Annotated in this window: 25 protein-coding genes and 1 tRNA gene; 20 read left to right on the plus strand and 6 right to left on the minus strand. The window is 69.8% G+C overall.

Annotation, left to right across the window (positions count from 1 at the left end):
- The first annotated feature begins 97 nt into the window (after nucleotides 1-97).
- Nucleotides 98-1,462, plus strand: a complete 1,365-nt coding sequence (locus LBN7_RS14765) for an NAD-dependent succinate-semialdehyde dehydrogenase (protein WP_407360077.1) — start codon at nucleotides 98-100, stop codon at nucleotides 1,460-1,462.
- A gap of 133 nt (nucleotides 1,463-1,595) precedes the next feature.
- Entirely contained in the window at nucleotides 1,596-3,320 is a 1,725-nt protein-coding gene (gene poxB, locus LBN7_RS14770) for a ubiquinone-dependent pyruvate dehydrogenase (RefSeq protein ID WP_116635721.1), read from the plus strand.
- Nucleotides 3,321-3,334: 14 nt separating this feature from the next.
- Here poxB and LBN7_RS14775 read toward each other — a convergent pair whose 3' ends face one another.
- Nucleotides 3,335-6,133, minus strand: coding sequence for a tetratricopeptide repeat protein (locus LBN7_RS14775; RefSeq protein ID WP_407360078.1), 2,799 nt, complete (start codon nucleotides 6,131-6,133; stop codon nucleotides 3,335-3,337).
- 24 nt (nucleotides 6,134-6,157) lie between these two features.
- Nucleotides 6,158-8,002 (minus strand): HSP90 family protein, encoded by a 1,845-nt coding sequence (locus LBN7_RS14780; protein WP_407360079.1) that lies wholly within the window; start codon nucleotides 8,000-8,002, stop codon nucleotides 6,158-6,160.
- 171 nt (nucleotides 8,003-8,173) lie between these two features.
- Here LBN7_RS14780 and LBN7_RS14785 point away from each other — a divergent pair.
- The 3 genes from LBN7_RS14785 to nusG all read left to right on the plus strand — a co-directional run bounded on the left by LBN7_RS14785 (nucleotide 8,174) and on the right by nusG (nucleotide 9,633).
- Nucleotides 8,174-8,246 (plus strand) — tRNA-Trp (locus tag LBN7_RS14785).
- Between the two features lie 40 nt (nucleotides 8,247-8,286).
- Nucleotides 8,287-8,559 carry a preprotein translocase subunit SecE gene (gene secE, locus LBN7_RS14790; RefSeq protein ID WP_116635724.1) on the plus strand — a complete coding sequence of 91 codons (273 nt, stop codon included), beginning with the start codon at nucleotides 8,287-8,289 and terminating at the stop codon, nucleotides 8,557-8,559.
- A 42-nt stretch (nucleotides 8,560-8,601) separates the two neighbouring features.
- Nucleotides 8,602-9,633, plus strand: coding sequence for a transcription termination/antitermination protein NusG (gene nusG / locus LBN7_RS14795; RefSeq protein WP_407360080.1), 1,032 nt, complete (start codon nucleotides 8,602-8,604; stop codon nucleotides 9,631-9,633).
- Between the two features lie 82 nt (nucleotides 9,634-9,715).
- On the opposite strand, the gene LBN7_RS14800 is transcribed toward nusG, so the two are convergent.
- On the minus strand, nucleotides 9,716-10,111 hold the full coding sequence (locus LBN7_RS14800; protein WP_116635950.1) for a VOC family protein: 396 nt from the start codon (nucleotides 10,109-10,111) through the stop codon (nucleotides 9,716-9,718).
- Between the two features lie 87 nt (nucleotides 10,112-10,198).
- Between LBN7_RS14800 and LBN7_RS14805 the strand changes: the two genes are divergently transcribed.
- The 6 genes from LBN7_RS14805 (at nucleotide 10,199) to LBN7_RS14830 (ending at nucleotide 15,017) form a co-directional block, all read left to right on the plus strand.
- Nucleotides 10,199-11,206, plus strand: coding sequence for a helix-turn-helix transcriptional regulator (locus tag LBN7_RS14805; protein ID WP_407360081.1), 1,008 nt, complete (start codon nucleotides 10,199-10,201; stop codon nucleotides 11,204-11,206).
- Between the two features lie 213 nt (nucleotides 11,207-11,419).
- Nucleotides 11,420-11,851 carry a 50S ribosomal protein L11 gene (rplK, locus tag LBN7_RS14810; protein ID WP_116635727.1) on the plus strand — a complete coding sequence of 144 codons (432 nt, stop codon included), beginning with the start codon at nucleotides 11,420-11,422 and terminating at the stop codon, nucleotides 11,849-11,851.
- A gap of 11 nt (nucleotides 11,852-11,862) precedes the next feature.
- Nucleotides 11,863-12,549, plus strand: coding sequence for a 50S ribosomal protein L1 (gene rplA / locus LBN7_RS14815; RefSeq protein ID WP_116635728.1), 687 nt, complete (start codon nucleotides 11,863-11,865; stop codon nucleotides 12,547-12,549).
- Between the two features lie 172 nt (nucleotides 12,550-12,721).
- Nucleotides 12,722-13,543 (plus strand): amino acid ABC transporter substrate-binding protein, encoded by an 822-nt coding sequence (locus LBN7_RS14820; protein ID WP_116635729.1) that lies wholly within the window; start codon nucleotides 12,722-12,724, stop codon nucleotides 13,541-13,543.
- A gap of 3 nt (nucleotides 13,544-13,546) precedes the next feature.
- A complete protein-coding gene (locus tag LBN7_RS14825) occupies nucleotides 13,547-14,218 on the plus strand; it encodes an amino acid ABC transporter permease (RefSeq protein ID WP_116635730.1) in 672 nt (223 codons plus the stop codon).
- Nucleotides 14,205-15,017: an amino acid ABC transporter ATP-binding protein gene (locus LBN7_RS14830; protein ID WP_341944795.1), complete on the plus strand. Its 813-nt coding sequence runs from the start codon at nucleotides 14,205-14,207 to the stop codon at nucleotides 15,015-15,017. Before LBN7_RS14825 ends, LBN7_RS14830 begins: the two co-directional genes overlap by 14 nt.
- Nucleotides 15,018-15,027: 10 nt before the next feature.
- Here the strand turns inward: LBN7_RS14830 and LBN7_RS14835 are convergent, their stop codons facing one another.
- Nucleotides 15,028-15,696 carry a LysE/ArgO family amino acid transporter gene (locus tag LBN7_RS14835; RefSeq protein ID WP_407360082.1) on the minus strand — a complete coding sequence of 223 codons (669 nt, stop codon included), beginning with the start codon at nucleotides 15,694-15,696 and terminating at the stop codon, nucleotides 15,028-15,030.
- A gap of 71 nt (nucleotides 15,697-15,767) precedes the next feature.
- On the opposite strand from LBN7_RS14835, the gene LBN7_RS14840 reads away from it, so the two are divergent.
- The 6 genes from LBN7_RS14840 (at nucleotide 15,768) to LBN7_RS14865 (ending at nucleotide 19,956) form a co-directional block, all read left to right on the plus strand.
- Entirely contained in the window at nucleotides 15,768-16,646 is an 879-nt protein-coding gene (locus LBN7_RS14840) for a LysR family transcriptional regulator ArgP (RefSeq protein ID WP_407360083.1), read from the plus strand.
- A gap of 188 nt (nucleotides 16,647-16,834) precedes the next feature.
- Complete coding sequence (locus tag LBN7_RS14845) at nucleotides 16,835-17,470, plus strand: SipW-dependent-type signal peptide-containing protein (RefSeq protein ID WP_341944798.1); 636 nt, start codon at nucleotides 16,835-16,837, stop codon at nucleotides 17,468-17,470.
- A 7-nt stretch (nucleotides 17,471-17,477) separates the two neighbouring features.
- Nucleotides 17,478-18,101, plus strand: coding sequence for a SipW-dependent-type signal peptide-containing protein (locus LBN7_RS14850; RefSeq protein WP_116635734.1), 624 nt, complete (start codon nucleotides 17,478-17,480; stop codon nucleotides 18,099-18,101).
- Nucleotides 18,102-18,134: 33 nt separating this feature from the next.
- Nucleotides 18,135-18,752, plus strand: coding sequence for a signal peptidase I (locus tag LBN7_RS14855; protein ID WP_407360084.1), 618 nt, complete (start codon nucleotides 18,135-18,137; stop codon nucleotides 18,750-18,752).
- On the plus strand, nucleotides 18,749-19,384 hold the full coding sequence (locus LBN7_RS14860; protein ID WP_341944802.1) for a hypothetical protein: 636 nt from the start codon (nucleotides 18,749-18,751) through the stop codon (nucleotides 19,382-19,384). The genes LBN7_RS14855 and LBN7_RS14860 overlap by 4 nt, the downstream gene beginning before the upstream one ends.
- Nucleotides 19,381-19,956 (plus strand): hypothetical protein, encoded by a 576-nt coding sequence (locus tag LBN7_RS14865; RefSeq protein ID WP_407360085.1) that lies wholly within the window; start codon nucleotides 19,381-19,383, stop codon nucleotides 19,954-19,956. The genes LBN7_RS14860 and LBN7_RS14865 overlap by 4 nt, the downstream gene beginning before the upstream one ends.
- Before the next feature lie 5 nt (nucleotides 19,957-19,961).
- On the opposite strand, the gene LBN7_RS14870 is transcribed toward LBN7_RS14865, so the two are convergent.
- Nucleotides 19,962-20,642, minus strand: a complete 681-nt coding sequence (locus LBN7_RS14870) for a YqaJ viral recombinase family protein (RefSeq protein ID WP_116635737.1) — start codon at nucleotides 20,640-20,642, stop codon at nucleotides 19,962-19,964.
- Nucleotides 20,643-20,715: 73 nt separating this feature from the next.
- Nucleotides 20,716-22,077 carry a glucose-6-phosphate dehydrogenase gene (locus LBN7_RS14875; protein WP_407360086.1) on the minus strand — a complete coding sequence of 454 codons (1,362 nt, stop codon included), beginning with the start codon at nucleotides 22,075-22,077 and terminating at the stop codon, nucleotides 20,716-20,718.
- A gap of 46 nt (nucleotides 22,078-22,123) precedes the next feature.
- On the opposite strand from LBN7_RS14875, the gene LBN7_RS14880 reads away from it, so the two are divergent.
- The 3 genes from LBN7_RS14880 (at nucleotide 22,124) to rplL (ending at nucleotide 25,060) form a co-directional block, all read left to right on the plus strand.
- Complete coding sequence (locus LBN7_RS14880; protein ID WP_407360087.1) at nucleotides 22,124-23,914, plus strand: glycoside hydrolase family 15 protein; 1,791 nt, start codon at nucleotides 22,124-22,126, stop codon at nucleotides 23,912-23,914.
- Nucleotides 23,915-24,140: 226 nt separating this feature from the next.
- Nucleotides 24,141-24,629 (plus strand): 50S ribosomal protein L10, encoded by a 489-nt coding sequence (gene rplJ / locus LBN7_RS14885; protein ID WP_116635740.1) that lies wholly within the window; start codon nucleotides 24,141-24,143, stop codon nucleotides 24,627-24,629.
- Nucleotides 24,630-24,676: 47 nt separating this feature from the next.
- Nucleotides 24,677-25,060, plus strand: a complete 384-nt coding sequence (rplL, locus tag LBN7_RS14890; protein WP_116635741.1) for a 50S ribosomal protein L7/L12 — start codon at nucleotides 24,677-24,679, stop codon at nucleotides 25,058-25,060.
- Nucleotides 25,061-25,093: the final 33 nt, after the last annotated feature.

Consider the following 25,093-nt stretch of genomic DNA (forward strand, 5'->3'; position numbering starts at 1 on the left):
TTGAGCGAGCGCAGCGAGACGAAACGCCCACACGCAGCGTTTCGTCTCGTCGCTTCGCTCCTCGCTCAACGACCGGCACAAATCGAGAGGACACGACATGACCGACTACGCCGTCATCAACCCCGCCACCGGAGAGACGCTGGCGTCCTTCGACACCTTCACGGACGCGCAGATCGACGAGGCGGTCGCGGCCGCCGACCAGGCACACCGTGACTGGTCGCGTTCGTCGACCGTCGCGGAGCGTGCGGCGCTTCTGCGTCGCGCGGCCGAACTGCACCGGGAGCGCCGCGAGGCGCTCGCCGACGTGTTCGTGCGCGAGATGGGGAAGCCCCGTGAGGCGGCCCTCGGCGAGGTGGACTTCGCCGCCGACATCGCGGAGTACTACGCCGACCAGGCCGAGGCGATCATGGCCGACCAGACGATCGCGATCCTCGGCGAGGGCTCGGCGATCATCCGCCGTTCGTCGCTGGGCCCGCTCATCGGGATCATGCCGTGGAACTTCCCGGCCTACCAGATCGTGCGCTTCGCGGCCCCGAACCTCATCGTGGGCAACACGATCCTGCTGAAGCCCGCGCCGCAGTGCCCGGAGTCGTCGACCGCTCTCGAGGCGATCTACCACGACGCCGGCTTCCCGAAGGGCGCGTACCAGAGCGTGCTCGCCACGAACGAGCAGATCGCGACGATGATCGCCGACGCCCGCGTGCAGGGAGTGTCGCTCACCGGCTCCGAGCGTGCGGGAGCCGCCGTCGCCGAGGTCGCCGGACGCAACCTCAAGAAGGTCGCGCTGGAGCTCGGCGGGTCCGACCCGTTCATCGTGCTCTCGACCGACGACCTGGATGCGACGGTCCAGGCGGGTGTCGACGCGCGCCTCGACAACAACGGCCAGGCCTGCAACGGCGCCAAGCGGTTCATCATCGTCGACGGTCTCTACGACGCCTTCGTCGAGAAGTTCACGGCAGCGATGGGAGCCGTGAAGGCGACCGATCCGATGCTCGACGACACGGTCCTCGGGCCGGTGTCGTCGGAGACGGCGGCGGAGAACCTGCAGAAGCAGATCGACCAGGCCGTCGAGCAGGGAGCCACGCTGCTCACCGGCGGCACCCGCGATGGCGCGTTCTTCGCACCGACCGTGCTCGCCGACGTGACGCCCGACATGAACGTCTACCGCGAGGAGCTGTTCGGACCGGCAGCGGTCGTCTACCGCGTCGCGGACGAGGATGCGGCCGTCGCCCTGGCGAACGACACCACCTTCGGTCTCGGCTCGTACGTCTTCACCACGGATGCCGACCAGGCCGAGCGCGTGGCCGACAGGATCGAGGCCGGCATGGTCTACGTGAACCTGGTGCTCGCCGACAGCCCCGAGCTGCCCTTCGGCGGCATCAAGCGCAGCGGCACGGCCCGCGAGCTGGGACACCTGGCGGCCGACGAGTTCGTCAACAAGAAGCTCATCCGCATCGGCTGAGCGCGGGGCGTGCGCCCTTCGTCTCGCTGCGCTCGCTCAGGAACCGGCAGCCTCGGTTCCTGAGCGGAGAGCGCAGCGACGAGACGAAGGGCGCTCCCGATCCGGGGCCGCACCACGGGCGTAGGGTCGAAGCATGGCCAACGTCGCTGAGAACATCGTCAAGACTCTGCACGCCAACGGGATCGAGCGGGTGTACGGCATCCCGGGAGACTCGCTCAACGGCTTCACGGATGCGCTCCGCAAGGACGGCACGATCCGCTGGGTGCACGTGCGCCACGAGGAGGCCGCGGCCTTCGCCGCCGCCGCGGATGCCGCCACCACGGGCGAGCTCGCCGTCGTCGCGGGATCGTGCGGCCCGGGCAACCTGCACCTCATCAACGGGCTGTACGACGCGAACCGCTCGCGTGTGCCGGTGCTCGCGATCGCGGCGCAGATCCCCACGACCGAGATCGGCACCGGCTACTTCCAGGAGACGCATCCGCAGGAGCTGTTCCGGGAGTGCAGCGTCTATGTCGAGTACGTCGCGGATCCCGCGCAGATGCCGCGGCTGCTCGAGATCGCCATGCGCGCCGCCATCGAGCAGCGCGGCGTCGCGGTGCTCGTCATCCCCGGCGACGTCGCCCTCGCCGAGATCGCCGACAACCGCGCCGTCGTGATCGAGCGCGCCCGCCCGGTGATCGTCCCCAGCGGGCCCGAGCTCGAGAAGGCCGCCACGCTGCTGAACGCCGCCAAGAAGGTCACGATCCTCGCCGGTGCGGGTGTCGAGGGCGCGCACGACGAGGTCATCGCGCTCGCCGACCGACTGGGCGCGCCGATCGTGCACGCGCTCCGCGGCAAGGAGTTCATCGAGTACGACAATCCGTTCGACGTGGGGATGACCGGGCTGCTCGGCTTCGCCTCGGGCTATCGCGCGATGGAGGCCGCAGACGCCCTCCTGGTGCTGGGGAGCGACTTCCCCTACGAGCAGTTCTATCCGGAGCATGCCACCACCATCCAGGTGGACATCCGCGGTGCGCAGCTCGGCAGGCGGCATCCGCTCGATCTCGGTCTCGTCGGCGACGTGCGCGCCACGGCCGAGGCGCTGCTGCCCCGGCTGGCGACGCGCGACGACCGCAGCCACCTCGACGACGCCACCGCCCACTACCGCAAGACGCGGAAGAAGCTCGACGAACTGGCGGTTCCGGCGAAGGGTAAGCGCCCCATCCACCCGCAGTACCTCGCCAGACTCGTGAACGAGTACGCGGCCGACGACGCGATCTTCACGGCCGACGTCGGGTCGCCGACCGTGTGGGCCGCCCGCTACCTCTCGATGACCGAGGGCCGCCGCCTCATCGGCTCGTTCACCCACGGCTCCATGGCGAACGCTCTGCTGCACGGCATCGGGGCGCAGGTCGCGCATCCGGAGCGACAGGTCGTCGCGCTCGCCGGAGACGGCGGCCTCTCGATGATGCTCGGCGAGCTCCTCACCCTCACGCAGAACAAGCTGCCCGTGAAGACGATCGTCGTGAACAACTCCTCGCTGAACTTCGTCGAGCTGGAGATGAAGGCGGCCGGCTTCGTCACCTACGGGACGGGGCTGGAGAACCCGAGCTTCGCCGCGATCGCCGAGGCGATGGGGATCTTCGCGCGCCGCGTGGAGCGCAGCGAGGATCTGCCGGATGCCGTGCGCGAAGTGCTCGACCATGACGGGCCCGCCCTGCTCGACGTCGTCACCGAGCGGCAGGAGCTGTCCATGCCGCCGGCGATCGAGGCCGCGCAGGTCAAGGGCTTCGCGCTCTACGCGATCCGCACGGTCATGTCCGGCCGCGGCGACGAGCTCCTCGATCTCGCGAAGGCCAACTGGCGCCAGCTCTTCTGAGTCGCGGTGGTCGCTCAGCTCTCGACGAGCGCGCGGACCTCGGCGGCCTCGCCGTGCCGTCCGAGCGTCTCGAGGACATCGCCGAGCTCGAGCGCGGCCACCTGACGGAGCGGAGGGATCTCGGCGCCGTGCTCGAGGGCACTGCGGTAGACCGGCACCGCGTCGGCGGGTCGCTCGTTCCCGGCGAGAACGCGGGCCGCGAACAGCTCAGAGCCGCCGGCCGCCCCGCTGTCGCCGAGCCCTGCGAAGCCGTCGGCCGCCGTGAGCGCCGCCGCGACGGCCTCGTCGACCCTGCCGAGCTCGGCGAGAGCCCGTCCGCGGGAGTCGGTCACATCGGCCAGCAGCCAGCCCGCGTCGTGCTCCTCTGCCAGGGCCGCGACCTCGTCGAAGAGCCCGAAGGCGCGCTGGTCGCCGCGCCCGCCGTAGGCCTGGCCGAGGCTGTGCAGCACCTCGGCGCGGGCCCCGGCGGCATCCTCCGCCTGCCGCACGATCTCGGCCGCCGACTCGAGGAGGGCGATCGCGTCGTCGTTCTCGTCGAAGCGGGCGAGGATCTTGGCCTGCTCCGTCATCGCCATGGCCTGGTCGGCGTGCTCCTCGGCCTCGGCGAACAGCTCGGACGCGTAGCCGTGCGCGCCCACCGCCTGGCCGAACTCGCCTGCCGCGCTCAGCGAACGCGCCAGCATCGACGCGGTCATGGCGCGCGAACCCGGGGGCACCTCGGCCTGCTCCTCCTGCTGGAGCACCTCGCCGAACAGCTCGGCGGCCTCCACGGCGTCGCCGGCGCGCAGCATGGCGCGCGCCATCCGGAAGTTCACGCCGGTCGAATCCCCTCCCGATTCCCCGCCCATGCGCGCCGCGAGCCGATAGCGCGACACGGCCTTCTCCGGCTCGTCGGCGTCTTCCCAGAGCGCGCCGGCGAGCAGGTGCGCCTCGGCCAGCGCGCGGGTCGCGCCGAGCTCGGCGAGCAGCCGGCAGGATTCATCCGCGTCGGTGGCGCCATCGACATAGGCGCTGCTGCCCCCGCGCACGCGTGCCCTGGTCTGGTGCGCCTGCGCGCGATGGCCGGCGCTCACGTCGTCCTGCGCCAGGAAGCGATCGAGCAGCGCGGATGCCGCTTCGAGGTCGCCCTTGCTGAGCAGCGCCGAGATCGCCACCAGGGTGGTCGTGTTGGACAGGCGCGTGTCCTCCGCCTCGGCGAACGCCCGCGCCGCCACCTCGGCGTGGTCGAGCGCGGCATCCGCTTCATCGGCCTGCAGATGCAGGGACGCGCGGCTGATCGCGAGATCGCCTCGCGACCATGCGGGGAGCGCGGCGGACGCGGCGATCTCCTCTTCGAGTCCGGCGGCCGCCTCGGGGGTGTTCAGCCCGAAGGTGGCGAGGCCCAGGCGCTCCTCCAGGTCGGCCTGCTCGTCCCGGCCGGCGGCGCGCAGGGCCGCGATCCGCTGCGGCAGTAGCTCGGCGGCCTCATCGGCGCGGTCGAGCGCGATCAGGATGCCGAGCCGCATGGACTGGAGCTGCGCGAGCTTGGCGGGGTCGTCGACCTCCAGTGCGCGGGGCAGGGCTTCGAGCATCTCGTGCTCCGCGCCGAACTGCGCGAGCTGCATCGCGCGCTCGTACCAGCCGTCCGCGTCGACCGGCGTGACCGACGGCGCAGGCGCAGTGAACGCGTCCGAGCGGATCGGCACGTCGTGCTTCTCGGTCTCGAGCGCGCGCATCCGCGCCAGGGCGCGCGCATGACCGTCGGTCCCGTCGCGGTGGTCGAACTCGGCGCCGATCCGCTCGGCGGCGGCCCAGGCGGCAGCGGCGAGCTCCGCGGCGGTCCACGCCCCGTCGTGCGCACCGAAGAACGGGACGAGCCCGGCGGAGTCGGCGCCGCGGACGGGAGTCTCGCCGTGCCCGACGGCGGTCACCCGGTCCAGCGCGACCGCGAAGGCGGCGAGGGCGGCGAAGTGCGCGTCGACGTTCAGTCCGTCGTGCGCCAGCCACCCGATGTGCCGCTCGACCATCGCCAGCGCCCTGGCCTCGTTGCCGGTGACCGCGGCGAAGACGATGTTGCCTGCGACGATGCGCAGATTGTCGGGGTTGTCCTTCGCCAGCCGGTAGCTGCGCAGGTGCGCCGTCTTCGCGTCGTCGGGGCGTCCCGCGCGCAGATAGGGCAGCAGCACACGCGACAGGGCGTGCTCCGGCTCCTCTCCGCAGGAGAAGCCGCCCTCGATCATCTCCTCGACGAGGCGGATGGCATCGGCATCGCGGTCGGTCTCGGCGAAGAATCCGGCGAACTGGCTGCGCCCGCACGCGTCGCAGTGGCTGTGCTCGTCGCGAGGGGTCGCCTCGAGCTGCACCCGCAGCGCCTCCGCATCGTCGAAGCGCCCGGCATCCCAGGCGTCCTCGAAGCGCGCCGTGAGCACACCGCTCAGCCCGAGGCCCGCGGTGCGGTAGTGCGACTCCATGTCGTCGAGGACGGCGGCGATCTGCTCCTGCGAGAAGGCCGGAGAGGAGCGCAGGGCGGAGGCCATCCACTTGAACTGCCACATCAGGTCGGCGCCGCCGTTGTCGATGTCGGCGGGGAAGCGCTGCGGGTCGGCGTCGTGGTGCGCCAGGCACCACGCGAACGAGTTCAGCATGACGTCGGTGGCGCCGCCCATGTTGGCGGATGCCGTCTGCCGCATCCGTGCGTCGTACTCGAGCCGCTCGTCGCCGAGCTCGACGGCCAGGGCGACGGCTTCGGCGACGAGCGCCTGCTCCGCCGGACCCCACGGGGTGCGGTCGATCTCCTCGATGAGCTGCTGGAAGCGCTTCTTCGGACGTGCCATGGACGTGCCCTTTCGGTGGAGATGTCAGTGGGCGTCGCCGAAGGGGATCGAGTCCCCTTCCAGACCGGCCGAGAGCGAGACGAGGTCGGAGAGCGCGCTGGTCATCAACGCGCGGTCGGCGTCGCCGAGCGGATGATGACCAGCCAGCAGCGCCTGGATGTAGAGGAGCTGGACGGTCCGGCCGAACACCGCCTCGTCCTGCACGCGGACCAGGGCGCGGACGACGCGGTTCGACCAGTTCAGGCAGAGTCGCGCACGGAGGTCGTCCTCGCGCGCCGTCGAGAGCGTCCGGTCGATGCGGTCGAGCACGCCGCCCCAGAGCGCCCCGGTCACGCCCTTGGTGCGTCCGCGGTCGATCGCCCTCAGCACCTCGGGGTCGGCGACGTAGAGCGCCGCGAGGTCGGGTCGGTCGATCGAGCGGACGACGACCGAGCAGTCGGATGCCGCGAGCACGGCGCCCGCTCGGGCTTCGAGGGCCACGGCGGCATCGCGGTCGTCGAGAGGCGGGGGGTCCAATCGGTCGAGCTCGCCCGTGACGTCGACCTGCTCGATCGAGACGTGCGGGTGCAGCTCGGGCAGCATCCGGATCAGGTCGGCGTCGTACAGGTAGCCGCCGTTGACGAGCACCTCGTCGGCGGGGGAGATCCCGGCCACCTGGCGGAACTCGTCGACGCTCTGCGCATAGCGGATGTGCGGGTACCGCTCGACGAGATCGCCGATGCGCATCGTGCCGTGCGTGGTCTCCACCGTCAGCCAGCGCGTGATGAAACGCGCGAGCTCCTCGTCGTGGCGGACGAGCGATTTGAGGCCGACCTCGTGCACGGCGACGAACTGCGCGAGACGGTGCGGCTCGCGCAGGCCGAGCTCCAGCACCCAGCGGCGGATGCCGGCGCCGAGCTGCTCGCGGACCCGCTCCAGTGCCGCATCCTCGACCAGCGACTCCCGGCTCGCGGTGGGGGCGAGCCCGGTGGAGTCGACGACCGCGCGCACGAAGAACGCCCAGTCCGGGAGCACGTCGTCCACGCGCTCGGAGAGCAGCATCCGGCCGAGATACATCCGGGTCGCCTGGCGCGCGCCGGGCGGGGGAGCGTAGGGAAGCACGTAGGCGAGGCCGCGGGTTCCGGTCGCGGGCTCGGCGAGCTCGATCACGTCCAGCGGGGCGGCGCCGAGGAGGTCGCGCCCGTAGACGGCGGCGGCCTCGAGGTCGTCCGCCGGGTCGAGGAACGGCGCATCCCGGGTGATGTCGACGTCCCCGCCGGCCGCGTCGACGGTCACCCGCGCAGGGAGGAACTCGCCGAAGGTCGTGGCCAGCTCGTGCACGGCCGCGGGGCGCAGCAGCTCGTCGGCGTCGAAGCGCGGCACGAGATGCACGCTGGTGCCGATGGGGAGCTCCTCGTCGATCTCGGCGACCTGGAAGGTCCCGTCGGCGCTGCCCGTCCACTCGACCGAGGCGCCGCCTCTGGCGCTCCGGGAGCGGATCACGATCGTGTCGGCGACCATGAAGCAGCTGAGCAGTCCGATCCCGAACTGGCCGAGGTAGTCGCTGCGGGGCAGGTCGAAGATGTCGCGCTTGGAGCTCCGACCGACGGTGGCGAGGAGATCGGCGACCTCGGACGCCGTCAGCCCGACGCCGTCGTCGCGCAGGACGAACTCGCCGGTCTCGGCGGTGAGGGGCGTGATCCGGATGCGGCCGCCCCCGCCGTCCACCTCGCGACGCGCCGTGATGGCGTCGCGTGCGTTCTGCAGGAGTTCGCGCAGATACACGCGAGGACTGGAGTAGATGTGCCTGCTGAGCAGGTCGACGACTCCGCGCAGGTCCACCTGGAACTGCTGCACATCAGCGCTCACCGGCGCTCCCTCCCACTGCATCCGCTCGCCGAGCCTAACAACAACACCGGGCTCTCCTCGGTTCGGCTTCCCTCGGAGGATGCCGTATGCTGGGTGAGCAGTTGTTGTCTGCATTCTTTCGCCGTGCCTGGGATCTCCCGATCACAGTTCGGTGGCAGAGTGGGGAGAACACCCCGAGGCCTCCAGGCCTCTAGGGCGGTAGCTCAATTGGCAGAGCAGCGGTCTCCAAAACCGCAGGTTGCAGGTTCGATTCCTGTCCGCCCTGCGCGTCAGCGCAACGCTGACACACGAAAGGTACATTCAGGATGGATCAGGACGAACCGCGCGGCGAGCTGGTCGCGGCCGGCGCCACCCGTGAGAAGAAGGGCAACCCCTTCTCCCGGTTCTTCGGGGGAATCGCCCTGTTCATCCGTCAGGTCATCTCCGAACTGCGCAAGGTCGTCACACCGACTCGCAAGGAGCTGTTCAAGTTCACCGGTGTGGTGCTCGTCTTCGTTCTGATCGTCATGGGCATCGTCTACGGCTTGGACACTCTGTTCGCGTACGTGACGCACTGGGTTTTCGGAATCCCCGACTGATGACGCCCGCGGCTCGCGCCGCAGCTATGGAGAAGAAGCAACGTGTCTGAACGATATTCCGACGACGCCGACTGGGCGACCGCCGCAGAGCAGTCCAGCGAGGAGGACGAGGCCCAGGAGGGCAACGTCCTCGCCGCGGAGGAGTTCTCGGTCACCTCGGCCGAGCACGTCGCCGTCCACGTCGAAGACGAGGACGAAGACGAGGACAGCACGGAAGACATCGACATCGACATCGACGACCCGGAGGCGGACGCGATCGTGAACGACGCTCTGAACTTGGACGAGACGGCGGAGACCGAGGCTGCTGCCGAGGTGCTCAACGATTCCGTCGCAGAGGAGACCGCAGAGCAGGAAGCGGCGGCGGCCGACGAGGTCACCCCCTACGACGGCCCCGACGTGAACGGCGAAGACGACCGTCCGTCCGAGGACGACGAGGACGACGACGCCGAGGAGGACCCCTACGAGGCCTTCCGTCTGGACCTGCGCATGCTCCCCGGCAAGTGGTACGTCATTCACTCTTACGCCGGCTTCGAGCGCAAGGTGAAGGCGAACATCGAGCAGCGCAAGTCGACGCTCGAGGTCGAGGACGAGATCTACCAGATCGAGGTCCCGATGGAGGACGTCGTCGAGATCAAGAACGGCCAGCGCAAGATGGTCACCCGCGTGCGCATCCCCGGCTACGTGCTGGTGCGCATGGAGCTCACCGAAGACACCTGGTCGGTCGTCCGTCACACGCCGGGCGTCACCGGCTTCGTGGGCAACGCCCACAACCCGACGCCGCTGCGCTTCGAAGAGGCCTTCAACATGCTGAAGTCCCTCGTCGAGGTCAAGGACGTCCCCACGGCCAAGAACATCGCGTCGAAGGGCGGCGTCGCCGTCGCTCGTCCGCTGCCGGCCGAGGTCGACTTCGAGGTCGGCGAGACCATCACGATCAAGGAGGGCTCGTTCGCGGGTCTTCCCGGTTCGATCAGCGAGATCAAGCCCGAGAGCGGCAAGCTCACGGTCCTCGTCTCGCTCTTCGAGCGCGAGACCCCGGTCGAGCTGTCGTTCGACCAGGTCACCAAGATGGTCTGACCCTCTGGGTCGCTGAACCAGTCGAAGCGTACGAGAACGGCCGTCCCCTGTCGGGGGCGGCCGTTCTCGCGTCTGCCGGCGGTCAGGCGTGCTGGGCCGCCCAGTGCGGGCTCTGGATCAGGCCGAGCAGGTTGCCGAAGGGATCGCTGACGGATGCCGACCACCAGCCCTCTCCGCGCTGGGTCACCGGATCGAAGACCGTCGCACCGAGTTCGATGAGCCGGTCGACGCTCGATCGGACGTCGTCGACGTGGATGCTCATCAGCGCGCCGCCCGGCTGTGCGAGCGCCGGACGGAATCGCGCGTCCATGAGAGCGAATTCGTCTTCGTCGTCGCCGAAGCGCCACTCCGCGTACTGCACGGGGCCCTGCTCGGGGCGGACGAAGTACGGGGGAGTGTCGAAGACCTCGGCGTACCAGGCGACGGCTGCCGTCATGTCCTCGGCGACGAGGTTGAGATTGGCGAGTCCACGGAACATGTCGTTCTCCTTCATCGGTGGGGCTGTTTCTTCTATGCTTCCCGGTGAAGTGATCACCGAATGATCACTTCAGAAAAGAGTTCGGAGATGCGCGCCGACCGTCTCATCCAGGCCCTCCTGTTCCTCCAGGGGCGGCCGCAGGTGACGGCATCCGAGCTCGCCGCCGAACTCGAGGTGTCCGTGCCGACAGCGCGGCGGGACCTGGAGGCGCTCGCGATGTCGGGCGTCCCGATCTACCCGACGCGGGGGAGAGGCGGAGGCTGGCGACTGATCGGGGGCGCACGCACGGATCTCACCGGGCTCACTCAGGGCGAGGTGAACTCGCTGCTGGTGGCGCTCACGCAGAGCGGCGCGGCGACGCCGGAGCGGATCGCGGCGATGCGGAAGCTCGTCCGCGCGGTTCCCGAGCCGTTCCGGGAGGGCGCGCAGCGCGTCGCGGTCTCGACGGTGCGCGACGCGCCCTGGGGCGTCACCGAAGACGACTCGCCTCCCCCGGTCGTTTCGGAACTGCAGCGGGCGATCGCCGGCTCCGTGCAGGTCGCGCTGCAGTACGACGGCTCGTCCGGTCCGAGCGAGGCGGAGGTCGTGCCGCTGATGGTCGGCAGCAGGGGCCCGCGCTGGTACCTCATAGCCGCGCCGGTCGTCGAGGGGACGGATGCCGCGGACGCCGGGCGGCTGCGGACGTATCGGGCGGATCGGATCCTCGGGCTGCGCCTGCTGGGGTTGCGCGGGACTGCCCCTGTCGAGTTCGACGGGGCGCTCGCCTGGGCGGAGATGGTCGAGCGGGTCGAAGCGTTCCGCGGGGCTGTCCGCGCGGTCGTGCATGTCGCGCCGTGGGCGGTGAAGGCTCTCAGCGACCGGTTCGGGGTGCAGGCGCGGATGCTCGACGAACAGCCCGACGGCGCAGGTCGCGTGCGGATGGAGGTCAGCGCCCACCGTGTCGACGCGCTGGCCGAGCAGCTCGCGGGGTGGACCGGGGTCGCCGAGGTGGTGGAGCCGACCGAGGTGCGATCCGCCCTCCGTGACCTCGGCGAGCGGATGGCCGCCCTCTACGGAGCCCCGTCGGCGCAGGATGGATCAGAAACGACTCTCTAGCCGCTCGCTCCGATGCGTTTCTGATCCGGCATCCGCGGCCGCCGGATGCCGAACACGGCGGCTCCGCTGATCGGGTAGACTTGTGTGGTTTGTGCGATACCCGGTTGGGTCCCTGAGCTTGTCGAAGGGCGCGCAGACGACCACGACCCGGAGATGCCGGGTCCGTGGGAGAAACGGATGCCGATGGCATCCGGTTCGATGAAAGGAAAGAGAATGGCACCGAAGAAGAAGGTGACCGGCCTGATCAAGCTTCAGATCAACGCCGGTGCAGCCAACCCGGCGCCGCCGATCGGCCCCGCGCTCGGTCAGCATGGCGTCAACATCATGGAGTTCTGCAAGGCGTACAACGCCGCGACCGAGTCGCAGCGCGGCAACGTCATCCCCGTCGAGATCACCGTCTACGAGGACCGCAGCTTCACGTTCATCCTGAAGACCCCGCCGGCTGCGGAGCTCATCAAGAAGGCCGCCGGCGTGCAGAAGGGGTCGTCGACCCCGCACACGGTCAAGGTCGCGAAGATCACCAAGGACCAGGTCCGTCAGATCGCAGAGACCAAGCAGGCCGACCTGAACGCCAACGACATCGAGGCCGCCGCCAAGATCATCGCCGGCACCGCCCGTTCCATGGGCATCACGGTCGAGGGCTGAGGAGAATAATCATGGCTAAGTCCAAGGCTTACAACGCTGCTGCCGAGAAGATCGAGGCAGACCGTTTCTACACCCCGTCCGAGGCAGTCGCCCTCGCGAAGGAGACCGGCTCCGCGAAGTTCGACTCGACCGTCGAGGTCGCGCTGAAGCTCGCCGTCGACCCCCGCAAGGCCGACCAGATGGTGCGCGGCACCGTCATCCTGCCCCACGGCACCGGCAAGACCGCCCGCGTCATCGTGTTCGCGACGGGTCCGGCCGCTGAGGCCGCGATCGCCGCAGGCGCCGACGAGGTCGGTGGCGCCGAGCTCATCCAGAAGGTCGCCGACGGCTGGACCAACTTCGACGCCGCGGTCTCGACCCCGGAGCTCATGGGTCAGGTCGGTCGTCTCGGTAAGGTCCTGGGTCCGCGTGGCCTGATGCCGAACCCGAAGACCGGCACCGTCACCCCGAACACGGCCAAGGCCGTCGAGGAGATCAAGGGCGGAAAGATCGAGTTCCGCGTCGACAAGCACGCCAACGTGCACTTCGTCGTCGGCAAGGCCTCCTTCACCGCCGAGCAGCTGAACGAGAACATCGACGCAGCGCTCGAGGAGATCGTGCGCCTCAAGCCGTCGAGCTCGAAGGGCCGCTACATCCAGAAGGGTGCGGTGTCGACCACGTTCGGCCCCGGCATCCCGCTGGACGTCAACGCCATCTGACGCTTCGACCCGTCACAGAGGAATGCCCCCGCCTTCGGCGGGGGCATTCCTGCGTTCGCCGACCGAAACCCGACGTCATCGGATGCGGCACCGGCTCGCACGGGCGCGTACTGTGGATGGGTTCCGTCCCCGCGCCACAGCACGCGCGCACACCGCACCCCAGGAGGGTCCCATGTCTCGTCGCCTCATCGCCGTCACGGCACTCGTTCTCACCGCCGCCGCGCTCACCGCGTGCAGCGGCTCGAGCGCACCGGAGGAGTCGAGCGCGAGCGGTGACAGCGGCTCGGCATCCGACTTCGGTCTCGTGAAGGACGGCACACTGACCGTCGCGACCGAGGGCACGTACCGCCCGTTCAGCTTCCACGACGACAACGGCGCCGGTGCGCTGACCGGATACGACGTCGAGATCATCCAGGCCGTGGCCGACAAGCTCGACCTCGAGGTCGCGTTCGAGGAGACGCAGTGGGACGCGATCTTCGCGGGCCTCGATGCCGGTCGCTTCGACGTCATCGCGAACCAGGTCACGATCAACGACGAGCGCACCGCGAAGTACCTCTTCAGCGAGGCGTACACCGTCTCGCCCGGCGTGATCGTCGTGAACGAGGATGACGACTCGATCTCGTCGTTCGCCGACCTCGACGGGAAGACCACCGCGCAGTCGCTCACCAGCAACTGGAACGACCTCGCCACCGAGTCCGGCGCGAAGGTCGAGGGCGTCGAGGGCTGGGCCCAGGCCGTCGAGCTGCTGCGTCAGGGACGCGTGGATGCGACGATCAACGACAAGCTCACCTTCCTCGACTACGAGACGACCAACAGCCCCTCGGGTCTGAAGATCGCCGCCGAGACCGACGAGGCCGGCGAGCAGGCCTTCGTCTTCACGAAGGACAAGAAGAGCCTGGTCGAGGCCGTGGACGCCGCGCTCGACGAGCTGCGCGCCGACGGCACGCTCGCGGAGATCAGCGAGAAGTACTTCGGCGAAGACGTCACGCAGTAACCCATGGAACCGACCTCGCCCTGGCAGCTGTTCCTCGACTCGCTCGGCCCCATCGCTCTGGCGGGGCTGACGGCGACGGTCCCGCTCGCCCTGGCGTCGTTCGCCCTGGGCCTCGTGATCGCGGTCGGCATCGCGCTGATGCGCATCTCGGTCAACCCGGTCCTGTCGGGGATCGCCCGGTTCTACATCTCGGTCATCCGCGGAACGCCGCTGCTCGTGCAGCTGTTCGTGATCTTCTACGGCATGCCCTCGATCGGCATCACGATCGACCCGTGGCCGAGCGCGATCATCGCGCTCTCGCTCAACGTGGGCGGCTACGGGGCGGAGGTGGTGCGCGCGGCCATCCTCTCGGTGCCCCAGGGGCAGTGGGAGGCGGCGTACACCGTCGGCATGAACCGCACCCGCACGCTCACGCGCGTCATCCTGCCGCAGGCGGCACGGGTGTCGGTTCCGCCGCTGTCCAACACGTTCATCTCACTCGTGAAGGACACGTCGCTGACGTCGCTGATCCTGGTGACGGAGCTGTTCAAGGTGGCGCAGCAGATCGCGTCCACCACCTACGAGTTCATGATCCTGTATCTGACGGCGGCACTGGTCTACTGGGTGTTCTGCCTGGTGCTCTCCGCCGGCCAGAGCGCACTGGAGAGGAGGCTCGACAGCCGTGTCGCTCACTGACCCCGCTCTCCCGCCCGCGGCAGCGCCGCTGCTCACCGCCCGAGGCCTCCGCAAGAGCTTCGGCGACAACGAGGTGCTCCGCGGCATCGACCTGACGCTGCACCGCGGTGAGGTGCTGGTGCTGATCGGGCCGAGCGGCTCCGGCAAGACCACCGTGCTGCGGGCGCTGAACGGCCTCGAGACGCCGGATGCCGGCACCATCGAGGTCGACGGAGGGCCGGACATCGACTTCGCGGCGTCGGGAGTACCCGCGCGCATCGCGAAGCAGCAGCGCCTCGCTCTGCGCGACCGCTCGGCGATGGTGTTCCAGCACCACAACCTGTTCCCGCACTTCACCGTGCTGCAGAACGTCATCGAAGGACCCTGGCGTGTGCAGGGCCGGCCGAAGGACGAGGTGGTCGCCGAAGCGCGGGTGCTGCTCGACCGGGTCGGTCTGAGCGACAAGGCGGACGCGCGACCGCATCAGCTCTCCGGCGGGCAGCAGCAGCGGGTCGGCATCGTCCGCGCGCTCGCGCTGAAGCCGGATCTGCTGCTGTTCGACGAGCCGACCAGTGCTCTCGACCCCGAGCTCGTCGGCGACGTGCTCGTCGTGATCAAGGAGCTCGCCGACGAGGGCTGGACCATGGCCGTGGTCACCCACGAGCTGAGCTTCGCCCGTGAGGCGGCGGACCACGTGCTGTTCATGGACGGCGGGGTTGTCGTCGAGCAGGGGGCGCCGGATCGGTTGTTCAGCGCTCCGCAGCACGAGCGCACGCAGAGGTTCCTGACGCGCATCATGCGCCCGCTCGACGGCGCCTGAGAGCGAAGTCTCAGCCCCCGAGGACCGGCAGCACGAGGCTGACGGCGATGACGATCATCACCACGGCGATCGCCGCGTCGAGGATGCGCCACGAGAGCGGCGTGCGCAGCCAGCGGCCGACGTAGCGGGCGCCGAATCCCAGCGCGGTGAACCACAGGATGCTGGCCGCGACGGCACCCGCGGCGAACAGCCATCGGTCCTCGCCATGCGTGGCGGCGATCGAGCCGAGCATGAGGACGGTGTCGAGATACACGTGCGGATTGAGCCACGTCAGAGCGAGCACGGTGAGGATCACGGGCGCGAGACGGGTGCGCGTGAGCGTCGCCGTCGCGCCACCGCCCGCAGCGGATGCCGTGAGCGGCGCGGCATCCGTCCCGCCCGACTCGAGGCCCGCCTCGCCGCCCTTCCACGCGCGCCGGGCGGCCAGCACGCCGTACGTCAGCAGGAAGAGCGCACCGGCCCACCGTGCGACCACCACGAGCCACGGGGCCGCCGAGACGACGAAGCCGAGGCCCGCGACACCGGCGATGATGAGCACGGCATCGGACACCGCGCAGATCACGACCACGGCCAGCACGTGCTCGCGGCGGATGCCCTGCCGCAGGACGAAGACGTTCTGCGCGCCGATGGCGACGATGAGGGAGAGGCCGAGACCGAGGCCGGCGAGCACGGGGAGCATGTGTCTCAGACTAGGTTTCGAGGTGCAACAGCACCAGCGATGATTCCTTCCGAACCATTAGCCTGGCTAATGTGAAGATCGATCCCGAACTCGCCGCCACCGTCGCCGCCGTGGCCGACGAGGGCACGCTCGACGCGGCCTCGCGGCGCCTGCGCATCACCCCGTCGGCTGTCAGCCAGCGGCTGAAGGCTCTGGAACAGCAGCTCGGCCGCATCCTCGTCGTCCGGACGAAGCCCGCGACGCTGACCGAGGCGGGGGAGGCGGTCGTGCGGCTGGCGAGACAGATCGCCCTGCTCGAGTACGATGCGCTCGCCGGCGTGGGCATCGACGACGGCGCCGGTGCCCGGCGCACCAGCATCCCGCTCGCGGTGAACGCCGACTCGATGGCGACGTGGTTCCTGGCTCCGCTCGCCCGGCTGTCCGCACGACACGACATCGACTTCGACCTGCACCGGGACGATCAGAACTTCACGGCGCGGCTGCTCGAGTCCGGCACTGTCATGGCGGCGGTCACGAGCGAGGAGAACCCCGTCGCGGGATGCTCGGTCGCACCGCTGGGCATGATCGAGTACCGAGCCGTGGCCGCGCCCGCATTCGCGGAGCGCTGGTTCGCCGACGGCGTCGACCGCGCGGCCCTGGCGGACGCCCCGTTCGTCGACTTCGACCGGCGCGACACGCTGCAGCACGAGTGGCTGCGCGCACAGGGCGTGTCGCATCAGGGGGTGCCCCGGCAGTACGTCCCGGCGTCGCACGACTACGCGCTGGCCGTGCGGCTCGGCCTGGGGTGGGGCATGCTCCCTCGGCTGCAGGAGGCGCCGGGGCTGGTGAGCCTCGGCGGCCCGTCGCTGCGGGTGAAGCTCTACTGGCAGCAGTGGAACCTGCGCTCCGACCTCCTCGACACCATCGCGGCCGAGGTCGCCGACGAGGCGAGACGCGTGCTGCAGGCGTGATCCGATCGGCGCTCGGTGCTGAGAGCGGTGAGCCGCGGAAGACCCTTCTGCGCGCGATGTGCGTTCTTCCTGCACGGAAACGGCTTGTCACCTGGGATTTGGCTGAAAGACTGAAACCGGCGGAACCGTAGGTCTCGGAGGAGGGACCGGTGGTTCACGCCATCGACCGAATCCTGAGGGGGACGAACATGGTCAAGAAGCAGAATCAGCGGAAGGTGCTCGCGGTGCTCGCGGGCGGACTCGTGCTCGGTGTCGGCGTCGCGGTGACGCTCGCCGCCTGGAACGATTCCGAGTTCGCGACCGGCACCTTCACCGCAGGATCCTTCAACCTCGAGGGATCTACAGCCGGTGACGTCGATGCGAACTACAGCGACCACAACGTCGACGACGGAGACACCGCCGCCACGCTCGCCTTCGACCTCCCGGCGGACATCGTCGACAACATGTCCCCCGGCGACGCGGTGTATGCCGGGTTCTGGGTGCGCCTCGCCGCAGGAACGACCACCGGAGCCGACCTCGTCGCCGCCGGGACCACGGCCGATCCGGCAGCGACGTCGAACACCGACCACCTCGGCTATGCGATCTACGCCCTCGCCCCCGGGGCCACCTGCAACGCGGCATCCGCGGTGGGCACCCCGATCGCGACCGGCGCGACGCTCGATGCCCAGGCCGGCGTCACGACCGTGCCGCTTCTCGAAGGAGCGACCGCCGCTGTGGCGGGAACCGCCGTGCAGCTGTGCTTCGCCGTGACCGCGGACGCGAGCCTCGAACAGGGTCTCGAGACCACGGCGACGTGGGAGTTCACGGCGACCTCGACGGACTGAGCACCTGATGGACACCCGCAGAGACGTGCGGGAGGCGAAGCGACTCCGCTCCCGCCGTATCCGTGCTGTCCTGGCGGGAGGGCTGGTGCTGGGCGTCGGCGCGACGATGACACTCGCGGCGTGGAACGACTCGGAGTACGCCACCGCGACGTTCACCGCCGGCAAGTTCGACATCGTCGGCGCCGCCGACGGCACCACGTTCGCCAGTCATGCCACCACGGGCACGGCGGCCGCGCTGACCTTCGTCGCGGCGCCGACGGCCATGGCTCCGGGGACGACCACCTATGCGCTGTACAGCGTGAAGACCGCGAATCCGTCGATCGCAGGGACCCTGCAGTGGTCGGCGGGCACCCCGGGCGGCACCGGGCTCGCGACCTATCTGACGTACGGCGTCCGGACGATCAACGGCACCGCCTGCAATTCGACGACCTACCCGCTGGGCACCGCGCTGGTCGCCGACGGCTCCGCCTTGACCGCGAACGGAACGACGACGCAGACGGTGTCGGCGAACGGCGGCAACCAGATCAACTACTGCGTCGCCGTCACGCTGCCGCTCACGGCGCCGAACGCGGCGCAGTCGCTGACGATGTCGCAGACGTGGCAGGTGCTCGGCACCTCGTCGGCCCCGTAGCGGGTCGACGTCCGCAGACGGATGGAGGACGAGATGACGACGTCGGAGACGCGACGGAGTCTGCGCGAGCAGCCCGCCGCGTCCGGCGCGCCCGCGCCCGCCCTCTCCCCGGTGGGACGGCCGTCTCGTCGCGGGCCGGGCCGGCCCATCGGCGATCTGCTGCTCTGGATCGCGGCCGCCGGCGGCGTGATCTGCATCGTGCTCGTCGTTCTCGCGTTCACTGCGCAGATCACCCTGATCATGTTCCGCACCGGCTCGATGTCGCCGACCATCCCGGCCGGCTCCGTCTCGATCGTGCAGCGCATCCCGGCCGGCGAGATCGAGATCGGCGACGTCGTGACCGTCGACCGCCCCGGTGAGCTCCCCGTGACGCACCGCGTGACCTCGATCGAGCCGGGGGCGAGCGCGCAGGAGCGCGTCATCACGATGCGCGGCGATGCGAACGCCTCCGAGGACCCGTTCCCGTACACCGTGACCTCGGTGCGGATCGTCCTGTTCTCGGTCCCCGGTATCGCGCTGCTGGTCGCGGGTATGGGCAGCCCTATCGTGTTGGGCGGACTCACCCTCGCCGCCACCGCCCTCGTCGTCTGGGCGTTCTGGCCGCGTTCGGGCGGAGGATCGCGACGCCGCCGAGCGGGGGGCGTCATATGAGGAAGAGGCTCCTCGCCGTTCTCGGCGCGATCGCCGCGGCGGTGCTCCTGGCGCCGACGGCGGCATGGGCGGCTCCGACCACCCAGGTGATCCAGGGCGACGTTCTCCGTCTCGTGTCGGTCGCGGACTGGGACGCCGCCTCGAGTCTGCTGCCTGGTGTCCCGGTGCAGTGGGACGTCGAGGTGAGCGCGGATGCGCCCGACCCCGGCATCGTCCGGATCGGCGTGAGCGCGACCGGATCGGCGACGCTGCTGCTCGACGTCTCCCTCTGCGCGACCGCCTGGCGTGCCGGAGGCTGCCCGGGAGGCGCGACCGTTCTGAGGACCGACTGGAGCATTCCCCGCGACGGTGCGCAGGTCGGGCTCACCGAGATCACAGATACGGAGATCGCGTATCTCCGGCTCGCGATCACGCTCGATCCGGCGGATGTCGAGGGCAGCACCGACATCCGCGTGCACGCGCAAGGGGCGGGAGAGTCCGCGGTCGTCGGACCCGACGGCGGCCTCGCGACGACGGGACCCGCACCGCTCGCGCCCTGGGCCTGGGCGGGAGGCACGCTGCTGATCCTGGGGGGCGCTGTCCTCGTGATCATCCGCCGACGCGCCCGGCGCGACGCGAGGGACGGCGCATGATGTCGCGCGGAAGGCGACGGATGCTGGCCGGAGTCGCAGGCCTCTCCGTCCTGTCCGGGCTCGCGATCCTGCCCTCGGCGGAGATGACGGCCGCGCAGTTCATCGACAGCGAGTACGCGTCGTCGACGGTCACCGCTCTCAAACTGCTCCCGCCCGTCGTGGAGCCGCTGCCAGGGGGACTGACCTGTCCGAATCCGCTGAGCACCCTCCTGGGCGGCACGGCCCTGACGATCAAATGGAGGTGGCCGACGACCGTCGGAGACTATCCGGCGACGTCCGCCCTCAACGTGTTTCTCACGGGAGCCGCTGACGGGACGGGAGGGAGCACAGTCGCTCCCGGAACGGCCGCCGGTGGCGTGTACACGACATCCGTGAGCAAGGGTGTGCTGGACGGGCTCCTGGGCGGTCTCGGCTTCCTGCTCGGGGGAGGCTCGTACGTCGTCTACTTCGGCACATCCTGGGTGACACCCGGGGGGATCACCTGGCGCTCGCCGCAGAAGGTGAAGATCACGGTCACGTACGCGTCGATCCTCGCCGGCGGCGCGACCACCTGCACGTTCACGACCGTCTAGGGGCGTCAGTCCGCCAGTGCCAGGGCGCGGAACGCGTCGCGCTCGCGCAGCTGTTCGCGGCGGCTGGCCGCGGCATCCGCGATGCGGGTCGGCGGCTGCTGTCCGGTGGTGCGTCGGTAGAGCTCGTCGATCAGGTCGGTCGCGAGTCCGATGAGCTTCGCGATCTCGCGGTCGTCCCGATCGATCCAGACGCAGCGGGGCTCATCGTGGATGGGCGAGAAGTCCTCGTGCTGCTCCCAGACGAACAGCGTGCGCTCCGCGCCCAGCACGTGCTGCTGCCACCACACCTGGCGCAGGTAGGTGCGAGGGATGCCGCTCCACGGCTTGTTGGTCGTCTTGATCTCGGCGAGCTTCACCCGCCCGGCGGCGTCGACGGCGATGCCGTCCGGCGTGGCCAGGTGCCGGTGCTCGACCTCGGCGCGGAACAGCGCCGACGAGGGGAGGATGCCGTGGGTCGCTGCGACCCAGGCGGCGATCTCGGGCTCGCGACGGCGCCCGTGGTCGGTGTAGGCGTTGCCGCCGAAGCGGGGACCGCCCCCGAGCTTGGCGTCGGCGGCGCGCGAGATCGACTTCTCGCTGGTGAGCCCGGCGACGTCGGTCGCGGTGATGCCGCGGGACCGTGCTCGCATCCACGCCACCCTGTCGCGCGAGTCCGCGACGATGCGTGCGGCGAGTTCGGGGTTCACTCCTCGACCCTAACCCCGTCCGCCGACGCTGCGGTCCGTACACGCCGCACCGCGGTCGCTCGGCGGGATCGCGTCAGTGCGAGGGCCAGGAGGCGGGACCGGAGGAGCCGGCGACGTACTCCTCAAGCGGCACGTCGCCATCGCGCCACGCCTGCAGGATCGGAGCGACGATGCGCCAGCACTGCTCGGCCGCGTCTCCGCGGACGGCCAGCAGGGGATCGCCGTCGAGGACGCCGGACAGCACCTCGGCGTAGGCCTTGAGGGCGCCCTCGCCGAGCTCCGCCGAGAGGGTCGCCCGCTCCAGCTCGAAGGGGTCCTCCGCCGCGTTGAGATTCAGCTCGAGAGACATGCGGTCGGGACCGAGGGAGAAGCGCAGGATCGCGCCGTCGGCCGTTCCGGTGAGACCGGCGGGCACGTGCCGCACCGGCCGGAACCGCACCACGATCTCGGTCGCGGGCTCGCCGAGCGCCTTGCCCGAGCGGAGCCGGAACGGCACGCCGGCCCAGCGGGAGTTGCGCACCTCGAAGGTCGCCTCGGCGAGCGTCTCGGTCTCCCTGGCCGGGTCCACTCCGGGCTCGTCGACGTACGAGGGCCTGTCCACGCCGTCGACGCTCCCTGCCGTGTACCGGGCGCGGCGCGTCGCGGCCACGGGATCGTCGTCCCAGACGAAGGTCGCCCGCAGCACCGCCCCGGTCGCCTCGCGGAAGTCGACCTCGTCGAGCGTGGCGGGCTCCTCCATGGCGAGCACGGCGAGGACCTGCAGCAGGTGGCTCTGGATCATGTCGACCAGGGCGCCGGCGGAGTCGTAGTACCCGGCCCGGCCTTCCAGTGCGAGCCGCTCGTCGTAGACGATGCTCACCGATTCGATGCTCTCGGCGGACCAGAGCGGTTCGAGGATGCGGTTGGCGAAGCGAGCGCCCAGCAGGTTCAGTGACGTCGACCGGCCGAGGAAATGGTCGACCCGGAACACCTGACTCTCCGGCACGAGCGCCGTCAGCGTGCGGTTCAGTGCGCGGGCGCCGGCCTCATCGGTGCCGAAGGGCTTCTCCATCACCAGCATCGCTCCGGCCGGCAGCATGTCGGGCGTCATCGCCGCCACGGATGCCGCGGCGATCGACGGCGGCACGGCGAAGTAGAGGGCGACCTGGCCTGAGCACTCCTTCAGCAGTGCGCGCAGGTCGTCGGGCTGCGTGATGTCGGTCTTGCGATACATCACGTCGACGCGGGATGCCGCATCCTCGGCGTTCATCGTCGCGAACGACTTCCGGACGACGTCCTCGAGGTCGGCATCCGTCCAGTCCTCCCGGTCGGCGCCGATGAGATGGACCACGCGGGAGGGCTCGCGGACGAGCAGCTGCCCGAGGGCGGGCAGCAGGAGGCGGGAGGCGAGATCGCCACCGGCCCCGAAGATCACCAGCGTCGTCGCATCGGTCATGGTCCCACCGTAACCGCTCCACAGCCGGCCATGTCAGACTCGGGCGATGCCTGCTCCGATCGAGGACTACGCCCTTCTCAGCGACTGCCGCACCGGCGCGCTGGTCTCCCGCGACGGGAGCATCGACTGGCTCTGCCTTCCCCGCTTCGATGCGCCGTCGCTGTTCGGAGCGCTCCTCGGGGAGCCGGGCAACGGACGCTGGAGCCTCCGTCCCACCGACGACACGGCCGTGCCGCATCGGCACTACATCTCCGACACGTTCCTCCTCGTCACCCGCTGGGAGACGGCGAGCGGCGTCGCGGAGGTGCAGGAGTTCCTGCCGCTCCACCCGACGCGCACGGATGTCGTGCGACGGATCGTCGGCATCTCCGGGCAGGTCGAGTTCGCCACCGAGTTGCGGCTGCACTTCGACTACTCCCGGCGGCTGCCCTGGGTGCGCCAGGTCGGAACGCGCGAGGAGCCGGCACTCCGCGCGACCGCGGGGCCGGAGGCCGTGATCGTGCGGGGTCTGCAGCTCGTCGCCGAGGATCACGTGCACCGAGGGACGGTGACGCTCGGCGCGGGGGAGCACCGGGACCTGGTGCTCAGCTGGTTCCCCTCGCACGAGCATCCGCCCCGACCGCTCGACGTCGAGGACGCGATCGCCGGCACCCGCGCCTGGTGGCAGGGATGGGCGAGCGGCATCGAGCACGACGGTCCGTATCGCGCGGAGGTCGTCCGATCGCTGCTGGTCCTCCGCGCGCTGACGAACAGGGACACCGGCGGCATCGTCGCCGCAGCCACGACCTCGCTTCCCGAGCAGTTCGGCGGCTCGCGCAACTGGGACTACCGCTTCGTCTGGCTGAGGGATGCCGCGCTGACGCTGGAGGCGCTCATCGCCCACGGATTCCTCGACGAGGCGCACGACTGGCGGCGCTGGCTGCTCCGCGCGGTCGCCGGCGAGCCGGCCGAGGTGCAGATCATGTACGGGATCGCGGGGGAGCGCGACCTGATGGAACGCGAGATGCCGAGTCTTCCCGGCTACGACGGCGCGGCCCCTGTGCGCATCGGGAACGGCGCCGTCGATCAGTACCAGGGTGACGTCGTCGGCGAGGTGCTGGTCGCCCTGGAAGCGGCGAGGATCGCCGGACTCGGCGAGGGAGACTTCTCCTGGCCGCTGCAGCGTGCGCTCATCGAGCACGTGATCGCGTCGCTCGATCGTCCGGACAACGGAATCTGGGAGATCCGCGGCGAACCACGGTGGTTCACCCACTCGCGCGTCATGATGTGGGCGGCCGTGGACAGGGGCGTCCGCGCCGTGCGGGAGCACGGCCTCTCCGGCGACGCGGACAGGTGGGAGCGTACCCGCGACGATCTGCGACGCGAGATCGACCGTCGCGGGGTGCATGCCGACGGCCACTTCGTGCAGCACTACGACTCGGCCGAGGTCGACGCCTCGCTCCTGGTGCTCCCGCAGGTCGGATACTGCGCGCCCGACGACCCGCGGATGCTGCGCACCGTGGAGCAGATCGAGCGCACCCTGCTCGAGGACGGGCTGCTGCTGCGCTACCGCACGGAGTCCGGAGTCGACGGCCTCGCCGGCGGGGAGCATCCGTTCCTCGCCTGCAGCTTCTGGCTCGTCGAGCAGTACGCCGCGACCGGGCGCATCGACGAGGCGGGTGCGCTGATGGAGCGTCTGCTCACGATGACGAACGACCTCGGACTCCTCTCGGAGGAGTACGACGTGACGAACGCGCGCCAGGCCGGGAACACGCCGCAGGCGCTCTCGCACCTCAGCCTCATCCGCGCCGCCGACGCCCTGGCCGGACATCGCGGACGTGCCGCCGATCGCCGCTGATTTGGGGGACGGCGGCCGGTGAGGTAGCCTTGTCGTAACCGAAGACCGCTGGTCATCGTCGTGCGTGCGAACGCGAGGCGATCGAAGCTCTGCTCAGCAGGGGCCCGCGCAGGACACGAACTTCTCGAAGCTCCGTGCGCTTGCGCCGGGGCTTCTTTCTTTTGCAGGGGGTCCGAGGCCGGCGCCCCACCACCGTGCGGCGCCACGTACACACCAAGGAGTGACCATGGCGCAGAAGGATGCATCGGTCGCCGAGCTCACGAAGTCATTCGAGAACTCGAACGCCGTCCTGCTGACCGAGTACCGCGGTCTGACGGTTGCCCAGCTCAAGGAGCTGCGCAACAGCATCCGTCAGGACGCCGAGTACGCCGTGGTGAAGAACACGCTGACCAAGATCGCTGCCAACAAGGCCGGGATCACTGCGCTGGACGACGACCTCAAGGGTCCGTCGGCTGTCGCTTTCGTGCACGGTGACTTCGTCGCCACCGCCAAGGCTCTGCGTGACTTCGCCAAGGCCAACCCGCTTCTCGTGATCAAGTCCGGCGTCTTCGAGGGCAACGCCCTCTCCGCCGACGAGGTCAACAAGTACGCCGCGCTGGAGAGCCGTGAGGTTCTGCTGGCGAAGGCTGCGGGCATGATGAAGGCGACGATGGGCAAGGCTGCCGCCACCATCGACGCGCTTCGCGAAAAGCTGGAGACCGCTGAGGCCGCGTAAGCGTCCGGCGATCTTTTTCACAAACCCCATCTATTAGGAGATACATCATGGCGAAGCTTTCCACTGAGGAGCTGCTCGAGCAGTTCGCTGGCCTGACCCTCGTCGAGCTCAACGACTTCGTGAAGGCGTTCGAGGAGAAGTTCGAGGTCACCGCTGCTGCACCCGTCGCCGTTGCCGGCGCTGCGGGCGCGGGTGGCGCTGCCGAGGCCGAGGAGGAGAAGGACTCGTTCGACGTCATCCTCGAGGCTGCCGGCGACAAGAAGATCCAGGTCATCAAGACGGTCCGCGAGCTCACCTCGCTGGGTCTCGGCGAGGCCAAGGCCGTCGTCGACGGTGCTCCCAAGGCCGTGCTCGAGGGCGCGAACAAGGAAGCCGCCGAGAAGGCCAAGGCTGCTCTCGAAGAGGCAGGCGCCACGGTTACCCTCAAGTAATCACCGCGTCTCCACGCTTCATCGAAGGCCCCG

This window comes from Microbacterium sp. LBN7 (assembly GCF_045690345.1).
Taxonomy (GTDB): Bacteria; Actinomycetota; Actinomycetes; order Actinomycetales; family Microbacteriaceae; genus Microbacterium.

What these genes read in the sequence shown, in the direction of transcription:
- LBN7_RS14765 (WP_407360077.1), top strand. Translation starts at nt 98, where the DNA reads ATGACCGACTACGCCGTCATCAACCCCGCCACCGGAGAGACGCTGGCG.
- poxB (WP_116635721.1), top strand. Translation starts at nt 1,596, where the DNA reads ATGGCCAACGTCGCTGAGAACATCGTCAAGACTCTGCACGCCAACGGG.
- LBN7_RS14775 (WP_407360078.1), bottom strand. Translation starts at nt 6,133, where the DNA reads ATGGCACGTCCGAAGAAGCGCTTCCAGCAGCTCATCGAGGAGATCGAC.
- LBN7_RS14780 (WP_407360079.1), bottom strand. Translation starts at nt 8,002, where the DNA reads ATGCAGTGGGAGGGAGCGCCGGTGAGCGCTGATGTGCAGCAGTTCCAG.
- secE (WP_116635724.1), top strand. Translation starts at nt 8,287, where the DNA reads ATGGATCAGGACGAACCGCGCGGCGAGCTGGTCGCGGCCGGCGCCACC.
- LBN7_RS14800 (WP_116635950.1), bottom strand. Translation starts at nt 10,111, where the DNA reads ATGTTCCGTGGACTCGCCAATCTCAACCTCGTCGCCGAGGACATGACG.
- LBN7_RS14805 (WP_407360081.1), top strand. Translation starts at nt 10,199, where the DNA reads ATGCGCGCCGACCGTCTCATCCAGGCCCTCCTGTTCCTCCAGGGGCGG.
- rplK (WP_116635727.1), top strand. Translation starts at nt 11,420, where the DNA reads ATGGCACCGAAGAAGAAGGTGACCGGCCTGATCAAGCTTCAGATCAAC.
- rplA (WP_116635728.1), top strand. Translation starts at nt 11,863, where the DNA reads ATGGCTAAGTCCAAGGCTTACAACGCTGCTGCCGAGAAGATCGAGGCA.
- LBN7_RS14820 (WP_116635729.1), top strand. Translation starts at nt 12,722, where the DNA reads ATGTCTCGTCGCCTCATCGCCGTCACGGCACTCGTTCTCACCGCCGCC.
- LBN7_RS14825 (WP_116635730.1), top strand. Translation starts at nt 13,547, where the DNA reads ATGGAACCGACCTCGCCCTGGCAGCTGTTCCTCGACTCGCTCGGCCCC.
- LBN7_RS14835 (WP_407360082.1), bottom strand. Translation starts at nt 15,696, where the DNA reads ATGCTCCCCGTGCTCGCCGGCCTCGGTCTCGGCCTCTCCCTCATCGTC.
- LBN7_RS14845 (WP_341944798.1), top strand. Translation starts at nt 16,835, where the DNA reads ATGGTCAAGAAGCAGAATCAGCGGAAGGTGCTCGCGGTGCTCGCGGGC.
- LBN7_RS14850 (WP_116635734.1), top strand. Translation starts at nt 17,478, where the DNA reads ATGGACACCCGCAGAGACGTGCGGGAGGCGAAGCGACTCCGCTCCCGC.
- LBN7_RS14855 (WP_407360084.1), top strand. Translation starts at nt 18,135, where the DNA reads ATGACGACGTCGGAGACGCGACGGAGTCTGCGCGAGCAGCCCGCCGCG.
- LBN7_RS14860 (WP_341944802.1), top strand. Translation starts at nt 18,749, where the DNA reads ATGAGGAAGAGGCTCCTCGCCGTTCTCGGCGCGATCGCCGCGGCGGTG.
- LBN7_RS14865 (WP_407360085.1), top strand. Translation starts at nt 19,381, where the DNA reads ATGATGTCGCGCGGAAGGCGACGGATGCTGGCCGGAGTCGCAGGCCTC.
- LBN7_RS14875 (WP_407360086.1), bottom strand. Translation starts at nt 22,077, where the DNA reads ATGACCGATGCGACGACGCTGGTGATCTTCGGGGCCGGTGGCGATCTC.
- LBN7_RS14880 (WP_407360087.1), top strand. Translation starts at nt 22,124, where the DNA reads ATGCCTGCTCCGATCGAGGACTACGCCCTTCTCAGCGACTGCCGCACC.
- rplJ (WP_116635740.1), top strand. Translation starts at nt 24,141, where the DNA reads ATGGCGCAGAAGGATGCATCGGTCGCCGAGCTCACGAAGTCATTCGAG.
- rplL (WP_116635741.1), top strand. Translation starts at nt 24,677, where the DNA reads ATGGCGAAGCTTTCCACTGAGGAGCTGCTCGAGCAGTTCGCTGGCCTG.